We start from the raw sequence: 13,274 nt of genomic DNA on the forward strand, positions 1-13,274 counted from the left end.
GGTGGCGTTAAATGAGGTTGTGGATGCGATTCTTGCCCGTTATCACCACCATTTGTTTAGTGAAAAACGTTATTCACCGCGCACGGTCAGCAGTTACGAACACGATTTACACGATTTCATCGCATGGCTAGAGCAGCAGGCAGGTGCTGCTGAACCACCTTCACCGCTCACTACCCAAACATGGCAAGTACGCCAGTGGATTAGCCACCTACACCGTAAAGGTTTGTCGGGCAAAAGTTTGCAGCGCAAGTTGTCTTCCATTCGCCGTTTTTACCGTTTCTTAGTGCGGGAAAACCTGATCGAGCATAATCCGGTGGTGGATGTGCAATCACCCAAACATGCCCGCAAACTGCCTGATACCCTGGATGTGGATACCTTGGAGCGTCTGTTAGCCATTGAGTCGGATGATATTCTGGCGGTACGTGATCGTGCGGTGATGGAGTTGCTGTATTCCTCTGGTTTGCGGCTGGCGGAATTGGTGGGATTAAATGTTCATGATGTCGATCAACGTCAGCAACAAGTGTGCGTAATCGGTAAAGGCAATAAAGAACGTTATGTACCCGTCGGGCGCATGGCATTAGCCGCGCTGCGTGCGTGGCTGCAACAGCGTGGTGCGTTGGCAGCACCGGGTGAGCCTGCGTTGTTTGTTAGCAAGCGCGGTACACGCTTGCATCCGCGCAGTGTGCAATTTCGTTTGAATCATTGGCGTTTACAGCAAGGTTTGGAGCAACATGTACACCCGCACAAATTGCGCCATTCCTTTGCGAGTCATGTGTTGGAGTCATCGGGGGATTTACGCGCTGTACAAGAAATGTTGGGTCATGCTGACATTAGCACGACGCAGATTTATACCCATCTGGATTTTCAGCATCTCGCCACGGTGTATGACAAAGCACACCCGCGTGCCAAGAAAAAATAGGGAACGGTTAATCTTCCATTAGCCAGATGGAGTGGATGGTGGCGGAAGAGGCGGCGATGGTGGTGATGGTTTCGCCGTTAGGGTAGACACCTGCGGTACCGTTATTGCCAATCACTTGAAACACCATGGTGGCAGGCGCATGGGTAAACGTGGCAAATTCGCGTGACTCGATTTCAGTCCATTGAATTTCTTTCAAACCTCCGAGTTTCTCCCCTACGCTTTGCAGATTTTCACCAACCTTAACGCCTTGCGCAGTGACAAAGCGCGGGCTGAGTATACGAATTAAATTTGCCGTGTGGGTGCTTCTGTCCAGCATGATATTCATGAGGTTTTCGCCATTCATGTTGAGCGTCATCCACTCAATGCCTTCGCCATCTTGCTCAAGTGTGACCGTTACACCCGGCATAGCAGCCTGAATGTCAGTGGAGAGCATTCCGAGCTGAATCGTGCCAGCGCCGGTGTCAGTGATGGGATAGGTGTCAAGCACCTGTCCTGAGGGAGGTGCAGTTGTTTGTTGCTGTTGGGGCGGTTGTTGCGGGGTGGAATTATCCTGCCCACACCCGGTTAGCAACAATGACAACAGCAACAGACTTGTGCTTAACTGTTTACGTCGCATGTTTTGCCCTCCTTGAATAGCCGTCAGCCTGTGCTTTAGGCCGGGTTCTCAAAGAACACATAAGAGGTCGAGTAGTCACTGAATTCAAAGTAGACTTTCTTCTCACCTGGATCAGCGACGCCATTCAGGTTTGCATCGAGAATGCCGTAGCCAAAACGGTAAGGGCGGTCGGCATTACTGCCAGTGCCAGCAGCAGTAGTTAGTTTGTCAATTTTCATGAAGCGCCTTACTAATTTGTCACCGGCATACACTTCCAAAATGCCACTGACACCTGTCCAGTTGTTGATTTCACGTCCAATTTTATTTTGAGTTTCTTGGGTGCAAGCGCCGAGGCCGAGCAGCATGGTAAGCGTTAGGAATAGGGTTGTCCATTTCATGGGATGTCCTCAATTGTGTTTAATCAGTAACCTAATATACGTGCAGTACGTAGATCGCCTTGATCCAGTGCCATTTGTACCGGAGTTTTGGCGGGAGTACCAGTAGTCAGGGCTTTGGAGTCAGCACCTTGTTTAAGGAGGTAATTGGCAATATCGGCACGCCCAAAGCGTGCAGCATGGTGCAATGGCGTCCAACCGCTGGCAGTGGTGGCGTTAATCGCAGCACCTTTGCTGACCAAGTGCATGACTGCGGGTAAGGAGCCAGCCGCGACGGCTGCATGTAAAGCGGTTTCACCGGATGCAGTCGCTGTGCTGGGGTCAGCGCCTTGTTGCAATAAGCTGCTAACGCTAGTGGCATTACCGGCTTGTGCCGCATCCCAAAGTTGTTTGTTCAACTCACCTGCCTCAATCACCACAGGTTCAGCAGTACTAGCAGAGGCTGTATCATTTGTTGCGATTGTCTCAGATGTTGCTACGGGTGTCGCTTCTGTAGACGGTGTTGCCGCTGCAATAATACCCGTGCTGGGGGGGCTTTCAGTTTCTGAGGTGGTCGCGCAACCGTTAAGGCCAAGCAGTAAAGCAATAGCGATGAGTCGGATAGATACGCTTGTCTGGAAGTGGTGTTTCATCTAATTCAAACCCGTTTGGCAATGGTTGAAGAAGTGCCGAGCCGTGCGCCCACTTTGACCGCCGCGTTCAATGGCAAAGGTCAGCGCTTCTTGGTGCAGCAATTCTGCATCTTGTACACGGCCTTTAAACAGTTTGTCCACTATCTCCAGATAAGTGTCCTTGTTCATTGGGTGGAAAGGTAGCGAGAGACCAAAGCGATCCGCCAGAGAGAGCTTGTCCTCAATCGCCTCGCTGGGATGAATTTCGCCGTTTAACATACTGCTTGCTAAGTTATCAGCCATTTGCTCCGGAATCATGTGACGACGGTTAGACGTGGCGTAAATCAGTACGTTTTCCGGTGGCTTTTCCAGCGTACCTTCCATCGTGCTTTTTAACATGCGGTACTCTCCTTGGCTTTCATCGAAGGTTAGGTCATCGCAGTAAATGATGAAACGGTGGTGGGAATCGACAATTTCATCGGTAATATCCACCAATACGCTTAGATCATCTTTGGATATCTGAATCATGCGCAGGCCATAGGTATGGTAGCGCGTCAGCACGGCTTTGATCAGGGATGATTTGCCAACACCTCGCGCACCCCATAGCAAAGCATGGCTGGAAGGTTTACCCCGTAAAAAATGTTCGGTATTGCGGAATAGGGCATCTTTTTGAGCGTCAATACCCTGTAAGGTGTCGGGGTTTACCAAGTCAACATTCCTGATGGGTTTAAGGAAATGCCGGTTAGAACGCCATACCGCCGCTAGTGTGCTGCGCCAGTCAATCGTCAGTTTGCCAAAAGCCATTATAACTCCCTTCGATAATGTGCCTGCATGGATTGCCCCACAAGTTTAGTCGTTTCTGCAAGAATTTTCTGCTGCTTTGTGGGTGGGTGCTACGCCTTTATCTTTTATACAAGAGGTATCTATTTACCGCAGAGTGTGGTAAACAAGCAACCTTTAACATTAGAAAACACTAATATTACGAGCGCACCGCAAGACGCGAGGAAGGTTTGCTGTATGAAACAATACACTCAACATCCGCCGGAACACAGCTTTAAGCTCAAAGCTCTCAGCTTTGTGATTGGTCTGGTCATTGTCTTTTTGACCGCAGCTAACGGGATTTTTACCTACTCTGGGGCATATTTGTATCTCGAAGAGCATTTATACGCCATTTTGTTTGCCGCCGCTGTACAGTTTGCGATTGCTATCGCACTGTTAGCCCTGCCTTATGTGCACGGTATCGGCAAGTTATCGCTGATCGTGGTGTATGCTGCCGCGTTGCTGTTATCCAGCCTGAGCGCGTATACCTACATTTATAACAGCAGTTTGCCGGGGTATAACACAGCCCAAACGGTGGATACCGGTTTGAAAGCCACCCTGACCACCAGCCTGAGTGATGTACTCGCCGTTGAGCAACAATTTTTACGCGATGCCGATGCCAAAGTAGCGGAAACCCAGCGCTTGGTGGATGAAGAGGCCAAGAGCGGCGGACGTTCCGGTTTAGGGCCGGGCAAAGGCGCTAACTATTACGCCAAAGTGGATGCAAACGAACAAGCAATCACGGCACAAGTCGCCGCGCAGCAAAACTTTCAAGCCATGCGCGAACAGCTTACCCGCGTGAACCAGCAATTAGCTACTGTCAGTGATCTCAACAGTCGTGACATTCCCCCAAAACCAAGCATGATGTTAGGCAGCAGCCTTACTGAACTGCTGTTTTAACACCTTGATTATGGGTATTTTCCCGCTGTTAGCGGTTCATGTTTGCCTATCATCGTCCTCATCGCCGTTGACGGCCGCGTTAATTCGCCACCAGAAGGCTTTGGGGGGAGAGCGCAGTAATTGCCGTGCCAGTAGTGGTGCTAAAATCTGTCGCACGGTGTTCTCGGAAGGCAATTCACGGGAACGGGTGCGCAAATACAAGACCTGCTGCTTCCAAAGCCCCTCATGGTACTTGAGGGAAAACAGTTGTAGCAAACCGGTGGCGATGCAGGCACACAACACAAAGGTTTCCATTGCCTGCCAGCAGGCCACCACCGTGGGGAGGTGCTGTGCTTGGGGGGCTTTGAGATGCCGATTGGCGGTAGGTCGCCGGGAATGGCGCGGCAGGTAACGGCTCCAGAAGTGGAAGCGGAATGCGCCCATGGTATTTTTCAGGGCATCAAACAAGGTTTCAATCCGGGTGCGTCGGCAGTACAGGGTGAGGATGGTTTCCGCGTCCAGCACCAAATCCGAACACATCAGCAGGATGGGGCCACGGGAAGTGACTGCCCAGACAAATTGCAGCGGCTGCCCTAACGGTTTCCACCACAGGGTATGGGACATCAGGCGTACCGACTCCTCCTTGCCATAAATGCACAGGGTCACTTCACGGAAAAAATCAGCATGGTCAAAGGCTTCCCACAACACCAGCTTCATCCCGTACTGGCGTTGCCGCCCACGCCTTCCCGGCGGTTTGGGTGGCGCAGGGAAGTAGGCCACGTAGTTCTTTTTAGCGCGGGTGATGACCTGCACCAGTGGTTGTTGTAACGCCACCGACCAAACCGAGCGTGCCAGCCGGAACACCGAAGCCGTGGCAAAGAACGCATCCAGCACCAGCCACACCGGGCGGTCATTCACCTGCGCAAACGACAACGCCATCTGCACCACCCGTGTCCCCAGTTTGAGTGTCGGGTCGTTAGCATCCTCTTCCCCCAAATGCCGAAACCCCTGATGGATTTGCAAACTCAGCGGCAGGCAGAAACAGGCGGACAGGCTCCCCACCAACAACCCCACGGCTCCCCAACACTGCCCCCGGAAATAGTCCGGTTTGCTTTGGGTTTCCGAGGTTTCCCGCAAGGAAACGACCCCCGGCATCCGCCCACCATCCTTAACCACATGGGTATGGTCGCCCAGCACCACCAAACGCCCCGCCACCTCAACCAGCGGCGCATGGGACAACACCCACCGCTGCCAGCTCGCCCGTAACCGCTCAGGATGGTAAGACCCGGCACGAAAAAAATGGAGCAACCGATGGTAGCCCCGTTCATCCGATAACCAGTAACGGCACATCGACGTGACCCCGCTCATCTCGGTCGCCGCTAAAAAGCTCAGGATGATGGCGCAAAACAATAGCCATGCTCGCTGGCGCGAAAATTCACTTTTAAAGTGGTGAAGGCTCTGGTATAGATCAACTAGCATGATGTCCCTTGGATAATAGGTCGCTGGTAACGCCTACTCTAAGGGATTTCGTGCTGCTTGGGGGAATGGGGAGAACTTATGACTGTTGAGCAGTGATGAAGCGCTGCGTGATAGTTTGTTGGTGGAAGTTTCCAAACTACGCGCCCTGACCAATGCCGAAGACAGCCGTACCGCACTGACGCAGTTGCTCAAACAGGATTTGGGTGACGTACAAAACCCGGTGGAAAAAGCCATGGCAACCCTGATGACACCCGACAATTATTCCATCACCGTGATCGTGGGGATTATCTGGGCTGCGGTATTTGACTTGGTGGCACTGTTTTTAGGGATTGTGCGTTATTACTTACTAAGCCCAGGGAAGCCTATTTTCCAAAGTATTTACGATGGGTTATTGGGTATTGCGGTGTTTTTCATGAAGTTATTCCACCTGCGTAAAGAAGCGGCTTTCCAGTTCAATCAAGCGCCGGGTTATCAGCAACACAAGCATGAAATTCCGCTGAATTCGCCGGAAATGCAAACCTTTGCGACCCGTTTATTGGTGGGTATACCAGTCCGTGCCATAAAATAGTTTTTTTGATCAAGGAAATATGGTTAGATGACTGGTAACAAAAGCAGCCATGAGTAATGTATGACATTAAAAATCACTTTCACTGAGGATGAGATAGCGGAGCTGTTCTACTGGAAGGAGCGCCATCCTCATCCCAGAGTCCGTAAGAAAATGTCCGTGCTGTACCTGAAATCCCAACAGTTGACGCATAAGGAAATCAAACGATTGGAAAGGATTACAGAAGCCACGCTGCTTGCCTACCTAAACGCCTACCTACAACCTAACGGTTTAGAAGCTCTTAAAGAAATACGATTCAATAAACCACAGAGTGATTTGATGGCATATAAAGACAAGATTGAAGCCTATTTTCGTGAATATCCCCCCGCAACCAGCAAGGCGGCAGCCGCTAAGATTGAGGAGCTGACAGGCATCAAACGCAGTGAGGACAGGGTACGTGTCTTTATGAAGAAAATAGGGATGGACATCCATAAAGTGGGGATGATACCCGCCAAAGCTGATGTGGAAGCACAAGAAAAGTTCCTGGAAAATGAACTAAAACCGCGCATTCAGGAGGCTAAGGAGGGCAAACGCGCCCTTTTTTTGTCGATGCCGCCCACTTCGTGTTAGCACCGTTTCTGGGGTTTTTGTGGTCATTTTCCCGCGTATTCATCAAAGCCCCCTGTGGTCGACAACGCTACAACGTATTGGGCGCACTCAATGCGATAACGCTACAACTCATCACGATCACTAACGACTCCTATATCAACGCTAACAGCGTGTGTGAATTATTGGAAAAAATTGCAGCGTTAGCACTCAAAATACCGATCACTTTGGTCTTGGATAATGCCAAGTATCAACGCTGTGAAGCCGTGTTTGCCTGTGCGAAAAGGCTCAATATTGAACTATTATTTTTACCGACCTATTCACCCAACCTCAATCTGATTGAACGGTTGTGGAAGTTCGTCAAGAAAAAATGCTTGTACTCGAAATACTATGATAAGTTTCCCGCTTTCAAGGCGGCCATCACCAACTGTCTCGACAAGCTGGATACCGATCACAAGAAAGAACTGACCCAGTTGATGACAACAAATTTTCAAACCTTTAAAAATGTTCAGGTCTTGACGCTGTAAGGTATAGCCAGATGGCATCCCCCGATGACGCTGACCCTGCCGAGCCGTTACGCACCTTAATCAGTCACATTCAGCCGCTGCATTTGGAAGGTGAAGCGCAGCAAGTCGGCATTCCCTTTACCGTGGTGGAACAAGAATCACGCCTGAAAACCTTACTGGCAATGCTGATCCAAAGCGGGGTGCTGTTACACCGGCGTGAGGCCGAATGTTATGTGCTGAATCCGGCGGAAAACATGGCGCAAAAAGTCATGGTATTCATCCGCATGGGGATGCGTAACAGCCCGGACAGTTTGCTCTCACCCGCCGCGTTTTTGCTCAGCCCGGAACAGCGTCAAGCTTTGGCTTAATGCCTGACCCCATAAGCCAGCAGCCCCAGCCATTCGTGCAGGGCTGTTTGGCTGCGAGCCAACGCATTGGCTTGCGGAACCCACCACAACCATTCGTGCCGCCAGAAGTTACTCGACCCATAACTGAGCGAAGCGGGAAGATACTGCACTTGCCGACCCGCAAACACTTGCATGGCACGCGGCATGTGCCAAGCGTGCGTCACGACCCATGCGGAACGAATCCCCGCATCTGCCAGTAGTTGATCGGTGAACGCGGCATTTTCCCAAGTGGTGTGGCTTTGGTTTTCCTGCCAGCGTAACGGTACTTGAAAGGTATTTTCCAGCACCTCCCGCATAAAGCTGACATCCCGGTCACTGCCGGATAGCAAGATAGGCAAGCCGGTTTTACGGTGCAAATGTGCAGCGTAATTGAGGCGTTCTAACTCGGTGCTGGCACTCATGCGACCCGCGTATTCGATGGCTTCGAGATTGCGTTCTGCCCCTAAAATTACAATCGCTTCAGGCACAGGCGCTTGCAACCACAGTTCGGGAACCGGCGGGTATTGCTGTTCTAACCCGACCATGAGTTTTTCGGCAACCACCGGCAAACTTAACACCACGGTTTGCACGATGCCTGTGAATAACACGGTTAGCATTACGCCACGCCAGCGGTAGAGCAGCAGTGCCAGTAATACAAACAACACCAAGTTACCGGGTGGCAATAGCAGGAATTCCAGCGTGCGGCTGGTGACAACATTCATGCGCCTGCAAACGTTCCGGCGGCTTGTTGGTCGGCATGATACGACGAGCGCACCATCGGGCCACTTGCCACTTTGCTGAAACCCATTGCCGTAGCAATCTCGGCAAGTTCCGCAAATTCATCAGGATGCACGAAGCGATCCACCGGCAGATGGTGGCGGCTGGGCTGTAAATATTGCCCTAGTGTCAACATATCGCAGTCGTGGTCACGTAAGTCTTGCAGGGTGGCAATCACTTCTTCCTTGGTTTCGCCCAAGCCCAACATCAAGCCGGATTTGCTGGGGATGTCGGGGAATAGCTGCTTGAATTCCTTGATTAAATTCAGCGAATACTGGTAATCCGCACCGGGGCGCGATTGCTTGTAGAGGCGCGGCACGGTTTCCATATTGTGGTTAAACACGTCCGGCGGCGCAGTTCCGAGGATTTGCAGGGCGATTTCCATGCGTCCGCGAAAATCGGGGGTGAGGATTTCGATTTGCAGATTCGGATTCAGTTCGCGGGATTTTTGGATGCACTTCACGAAATGCGCCGCGCCGCCATCGCGCAAGTCATCGCGGTCAACCGAGGTGATCACCACGTAACGCAGGTTCATGGCGCGAATGGTTTCTGCCATATTGTCCGGCTCGGCTTCATCCAAGGGCAGCGGTTTGCCGTGGGATACGTCGCAGAATGGGCAGCGGCGCGTGCAAATGTCGCCCATGATCATGAAGGTGGCGGTGCCGTGAGTGAAACATTCGCCAAGGTTGGGGCAGGCGGCTTCTTCGCAGACAGTGTGGAGCTTTTGTTCGCGCAAGATGGCTTTGAGGCGTTTCACTTCTGGTGTGGTCGGAGCTTTGGCTTTGATCCACGCCGGTTTGCGGCGGAATTCGGTGGTTGGCTCGATCTTGATCGGGATGCGGGATACTTTGTCTGCGCCGCGTTCTTTGTGTCCGGGTTCTTTGCGTTCCATGAGGTTTAGGTGTCTCGTTTGGTGGATTGTCGACATTATAAACCTAAGACGGCTGATTAGGGTTAATCGTTATTATCTCAACAGGACATAATGGAATTGAACTCCAGATATTCATGAATTATTCCATAATAATATGATTATACGAGGTATTTCGATGATTTTTCGGAATAGCCCATTGCGTCTGAAGTTTTGGTTTCTGCAAACTAAGAAACCCCGCTTCGATGGTTTTACCTAAACCGATTTCATCAGCGAGGATCACGCCTTTCGATAACGGATTTTCGTAGGCAAACAAGGCAGCTTCAACCTGATGCGGGGTATTGGGATTGGTGAGGAGTCAAAAGCCTATTAAAACAAGCTATTTCCTAAATGTTGGAAGTATAGCGTAATGTGAAGCGTGCCACCGCTGTGCTATAACACATGCCCCGTGACTGTTGAACAAGGCGAATGGATGCAAAACACCACACTCTCCCCAAGCTGGCAAACCGCCATCGGTGCAGAATTCACCAAACCCTATCTGCTTACCCTAAGCCACTTTCTGCAAACCGAAGCTACTGCGGGCAAACACATCCTGCCCCCGCCAGAACAGCGTTTCAACGCCCTGCAAAGCACGTCGCTGGATCAGGTCAACGTCGTCATTCTCGGTCAAGACCCATACCCTACACCCGGACACGCGCACGGACTGGCGTTTTCAGTGCAACCGGATGTTGCCCCGTTGCCGCGTTCGCTGCTCAATATCAACCGTGAATTGCAAGACGACCTCGGTATTAACAACAGCCACACCGGTTGCCTGCAAGCGTGGGCAGCGCAAGGCGTGTTGCTGCTCAACACCGTGCTGACGGTAGAGGCAGGCAATGCAGGTAGCCATCAAAAACGCGGCTGGGAAACCTTCACCGATACGGTCATCCAAGCCGTTAGCGTCCAAGCCCAACCTGTGGTGTTTATTCTGTGGGGCAATCACGCGCAGAAAAAAACGGAGCTGATCGACACTACCCGCCACTGCATTATCGCCAGCGCACATCCGTCACCTTTATCAGCGCGGCGTGGCTTTTTTGGTAGCAAACCGTTTTCCCGCGCCAATGCGTTTTTGCAGGCCAATGGCAGAACGCCGGTCAACTGGTCGCTTCCTCACCCATAATCCACACCTTACTCACCACCCGATCATCCCCCAACAGCATCAGCACAAACAGCAATTCCGCAATATCCTGACAATGCCGCAAGCGCCGTTCCAGCAACGGTGTCGCTTTGGGGTTCAGCAACACAAAATCCGCCTCTTTACCGGGGGCGAAATTACCAATCTTGTCATCCAGATGCAGCGCCTTTGCCCCACCCAGTGTTGCCAGATACAACATTTGGAACGCTGACAGCTTATTGCCACGCAATTGGGTCACTTTGTAAGCTTCGTTAGCAGTTTGCAGCAAACTAAAACTGCCGCCGCCGCCCACATCCGTGCCCATGCCGACCCGGATTCCATGCGCCGTGGTATCCATCACATCAAACAGACCGCTACCGATAAACAGGTTGGAAGTCGGGCAAAACGCCACCGCCGCGCCCGTTTCCGCCATGCACTGCTTATCCGCCTCATCCAGATAAATGCAATGCGCCATGACGGAACGCGGTTTCAACAAACCATGCTGATGATACACATCCAGATAACTACGGCTATCAGGAAACAGTTCCTGCACCCATGCCACTTCCGCTTTGTTTTCAGCAACGTGGGTATGCAGGTAAACATCAGGAAATTCCTGCAACAATTGCCCCGCCTTGCTGAGTTGCTCCGGTGTCGAGGTAGGGGCAAAACGCGGTGTCACCGCGTAAGACAAACGCCCGCGCCCGTGCCATTTTTCAATCAATGCCTTGCTGTCCTGATACGCACTTTCCGGGGTATCTTGCAGATAATCCGGGCAATTGCGATCCATCATCACCTTGCCAGCAATCATGCGCAGGTTACGCGTTTCAGCGGCAGCAAAAAAAGCATCCACCGATTCGGGGTGTACCGTACCGAATACACACGCCGTCGTCGTACCGTTACGCAGCAATTCCCCCAGAAAAAAATCAGCCACTTCACGAGCATGGTGCGAGTCAGAAAATTGACGTTCGGTGGGAAAGGTATAAGTTTCCAGCCATTCCAACAGTTGCTCGCCATAAGACGCAATCATGTCGGTTTGCGGGTAGTGAATGTGGGTGTCGATCATGCCGGGAATGATCAAATGATCGGGAAATTCCAGCAATTCGCAGCCTTCCGGCAAGTGTGGCAGTAACGCGCTGGCAGCCGTTATTTCAAACCTACCCAAATCTACCTATAGCTAACTAAAAGTAGTCATGGTGTTGAATTCCTGCTTCACGGGGGCTGGTTTCGTCTTCGGCTTGCGCCCAAGACCAGAGCCTTCCCCTCCACAGGCAGACACCGTGTAACTCACGGCGTATTCTTCTAAATTCTTGGCGGCATTTACGTCACGGTCATGGACTGCACCGCAAACGGGGCATGTTTATTCCGGGCAAGTACGATGATAACGGCAAGTGGATGGATGGCTGGGAAACCCGTCGCAAACGCGGTGATGGTTACGATTACGCGATTATCAAAATCTGCTCCGGCGTGATTTACGGGATCGATTTGGATACCGCTCATTTCACCGGCAATTTCGCGCCGTCTGCCAGCATTGAAGCGTGTTACAGCAAAACGCCGCCGGATGAGAATACCCGCTGGTTTCCATTGCTGCATTCGCGGGCGTTGCAGGGCAATTCACACAATACGTTTGAAATCGGCTCGCGTGAGGTGTGGAATTATTTGCGCCTGAATATTTACCCCGATGGTGGCATTGCGCGGTTACGGGTTTACGGGCAAGTGCGCCGCGAACTCAGTGCCGATGAGCTGGATGGCGAACTTGATCTGGCGGCGATGCTCAATGGCGGGCGGGCGTTGTGTGCCAGCGACATGCATTTCGGGCATATCAGCAACCTGATTGCACCCGGTAAAGGCGTGAATATGGGCGATGGCTGGGAAACCCGTCGCCGCCGTGAACCGGGGTTTGATTGGATCATTTTGCGCTTGGCGTATGTGGGGCAAATTACCCGGCTGGTGATTGATACCGCGCATTTCAAAGGCAATTACCCGTATGAATGTTCGGTGTGCGGCACGCTGTATCAGGGCGGCAACGAGGATAGCATTGCCACGCAAAGTTTGTATTGGCAGGAAATCTTGCCGTCGCAACGTTTGGCGGCGGATACCGAATTCACCTTTGTCGAGCAACTGCGCGATATTGGGGAAGTCTCGCATTTGCGTTTGAATATTTATCCCGATGGTGGGGTGAGTCGCTTGCGGGCGTTTGGCAAGGTACGGAGGGAGGAATGATCCTGATACCAGAACCGTTGACAGCGGCAGCGTTTGCGCCGTTTGGTGATGTGATTGAAGTGGGTGACGGGCGCACGCATTACGCCATTAATTACGGACGTACTGAACGTTACCACGATCTGGCGCAACTGGATGTGTTGGAAAATGACGGCAAACCCACCGTGAGTATTTTTCGCTCGCAACCGGCACAGTTTCCGCTGAAAGTGGAGGTGATGGAACGTCATCCGCATAGCAGTCAGGCGTTTCTTTCCATGCAGCGTAAACCGTTTCTGGTGTTGGTTGCGCCGCCCGGTGAGCAACCGTTGCTGGAACAGTTGCGGCTGTTTGTGGTTGGTGCGGGTCAGGGGGTCAATTACCATCGCGGGGTTTGGCATCACTACCAGTTTAGTCTGGATGAAGTGCGGGATTTCCTGTGTATCGACCGCAGTGGTGGGTATGGGGGGAATTGTGATGAGTATCGGTTTGTGGAGGAGGTTTATATTCAGGGTTGACGAAAAAAACCGGCTAATCGAGTCCG

16 protein-coding genes and 1 pseudogene are annotated in these 13,274 nt (G+C 51.8%); 8 read left to right on the plus strand and 9 right to left on the minus strand.

Annotated features, from left to right (window positions below):
• Position 1: 1 nt before the first annotated feature.
• Entirely contained in the window at positions 2 to 919 is a 918-nt protein-coding gene (gene xerC, locus QJT81_02825) for a tyrosine recombinase XerC (GenBank protein WGZ94936.1), read from the plus strand.
• Positions 920 to 926: 7 nt separating this feature from the next.
• Here xerC and QJT81_02830 read toward each other — a convergent pair whose 3' ends face one another.
• The 4 genes from QJT81_02830 to QJT81_02845 are packed head-to-tail and all read right to left on the minus strand — an operon-like array spanning position 927 to position 3,324.
• Positions 927 to 1,535 (minus strand): hypothetical protein, encoded by a 609-nt coding sequence (locus QJT81_02830; protein ID WGZ94937.1) that lies wholly within the window; start codon positions 1,533 to 1,535, stop codon positions 927 to 929.
• 35 nt (positions 1,536 to 1,570) lie between these two features.
• Positions 1,571 to 1,912, minus strand: a complete 342-nt coding sequence (locus QJT81_02835) for a hypothetical protein (GenBank protein ID WGZ94938.1) — start codon at positions 1,910 to 1,912, stop codon at positions 1,571 to 1,573.
• 23 nt (positions 1,913 to 1,935) lie between these two features.
• Complete coding sequence (locus tag QJT81_02840) at positions 1,936 to 2,541, minus strand: ankyrin repeat domain-containing protein (GenBank protein WGZ94939.1); 606 nt, start codon at positions 2,539 to 2,541, stop codon at positions 1,936 to 1,938.
• Positions 2,542 to 3,324 (minus strand): ATP-binding protein, encoded by a 783-nt coding sequence (locus QJT81_02845; protein WGZ94940.1) that lies wholly within the window; start codon positions 3,322 to 3,324, stop codon positions 2,542 to 2,544.
• Positions 3,325 to 3,537: 213 nt separating this feature from the next.
• Here QJT81_02845 and QJT81_02850 point away from each other — a divergent pair, with 213 nt between their 5' ends.
• Positions 3,538 to 4,239 (plus strand): hypothetical protein, encoded by a 702-nt coding sequence (locus QJT81_02850; protein WGZ94941.1) that lies wholly within the window; start codon positions 3,538 to 3,540, stop codon positions 4,237 to 4,239.
• Positions 4,240 to 4,275: 36 nt separating this feature from the next.
• Here QJT81_02850 and QJT81_02855 read toward each other — a convergent pair whose 3' ends face one another.
• Positions 4,276 to 5,697 carry a transposase gene (locus tag QJT81_02855; GenBank protein ID WGZ94942.1) on the minus strand — a complete coding sequence of 474 codons (1,422 nt, stop codon included), beginning with the start codon at positions 5,695 to 5,697 and terminating at the stop codon, positions 4,276 to 4,278.
• Positions 5,698 to 5,782: 85 nt separating this feature from the next.
• Between QJT81_02855 and QJT81_02860 the strand changes: the two genes are divergently transcribed.
• The 3 genes and pseudogenes from QJT81_02860 (at position 5,783) to QJT81_02870 (ending at position 7,721) form a co-directional block, all read left to right on the plus strand.
• A complete protein-coding gene (locus QJT81_02860) occupies positions 5,783 to 6,265 on the plus strand; it encodes a hypothetical protein (GenBank protein ID WGZ94943.1) in 483 nt (160 codons plus the stop codon).
• A gap of 60 nt (positions 6,266 to 6,325) precedes the next feature.
• A pseudogene (locus QJT81_02865) lies at positions 6,326 to 7,374 on the plus strand (IS630 family transposase).
• Positions 7,375 to 7,385: 11 nt separating this feature from the next.
• Positions 7,386 to 7,721 carry a hypothetical protein gene (locus tag QJT81_02870; GenBank protein WGZ94944.1) on the plus strand — a complete coding sequence of 112 codons (336 nt, stop codon included), beginning with the start codon at positions 7,386 to 7,388 and terminating at the stop codon, positions 7,719 to 7,721.
• Here QJT81_02870 and QJT81_02875 read toward each other — a convergent pair.
• The 3 genes from QJT81_02875 to QJT81_02885 all read right to left on the minus strand — a co-directional run bounded on the left by QJT81_02875 (position 7,718) and on the right by QJT81_02885 (position 9,700).
• Positions 7,718 to 8,461 carry a YdcF family protein gene (locus tag QJT81_02875; GenBank protein WGZ94945.1) on the minus strand — a complete coding sequence of 248 codons (744 nt, stop codon included), beginning with the start codon at positions 8,459 to 8,461 and terminating at the stop codon, positions 7,718 to 7,720. The genes QJT81_02870 and QJT81_02875 overlap by 4 nt on opposite strands.
• Positions 8,458 to 9,408 carry a lipoyl synthase gene (gene lipA, locus QJT81_02880; GenBank protein ID WGZ94946.1) on the minus strand — a complete coding sequence of 317 codons (951 nt, stop codon included), beginning with the start codon at positions 9,406 to 9,408 and terminating at the stop codon, positions 8,458 to 8,460. The genes QJT81_02875 and lipA overlap by 4 nt, the downstream gene beginning before the upstream one ends.
• 118 nt (positions 9,409 to 9,526) lie before the next feature.
• Positions 9,527 to 9,700 carry a hypothetical protein gene (locus QJT81_02885; protein ID WGZ94947.1) on the minus strand — a complete coding sequence of 58 codons (174 nt, stop codon included), beginning with the start codon at positions 9,698 to 9,700 and terminating at the stop codon, positions 9,527 to 9,529.
• Positions 9,701 to 9,856: 156 nt separating this feature from the next.
• On the opposite strand from QJT81_02885, the gene ung reads away from it, so the two are divergent.
• A complete protein-coding gene (ung, locus tag QJT81_02890) occupies positions 9,857 to 10,543 on the plus strand; it encodes a uracil-DNA glycosylase (protein WGZ96444.1) in 687 nt (228 codons plus the stop codon).
• Here the strand turns inward: ung and guaD are convergent.
• A complete protein-coding gene (gene guaD, locus QJT81_02895) occupies positions 10,518 to 11,699 on the minus strand; it encodes a guanine deaminase (protein WGZ94948.1) in 1,182 nt (393 codons plus the stop codon). The genes ung and guaD overlap by 26 nt on opposite strands.
• A 191-nt stretch (positions 11,700 to 11,890) precedes the next feature.
• Between guaD and alc the strand changes: the two genes are divergently transcribed.
• Entirely contained in the window at positions 11,891 to 12,757 is an 867-nt protein-coding gene (gene alc, locus QJT81_02900) for an allantoicase (protein ID WGZ94949.1), read from the plus strand.
• On the plus strand, positions 12,754 to 13,248 hold the full coding sequence (locus QJT81_02905; protein ID WGZ94950.1) for an ureidoglycolate lyase: 495 nt from the start codon (positions 12,754 to 12,756) through the stop codon (positions 13,246 to 13,248). The genes alc and QJT81_02905 overlap by 4 nt, the downstream gene beginning before the upstream one ends.
• Positions 13,249 to 13,274: the final 26 nt, after the last annotated feature.

Source organism: Candidatus Thiothrix putei (assembly GCA_029972225.1).
GTDB lineage: Bacteria > Pseudomonadota > Gammaproteobacteria > Thiotrichales > Thiotrichaceae > Thiothrix > Thiothrix putei.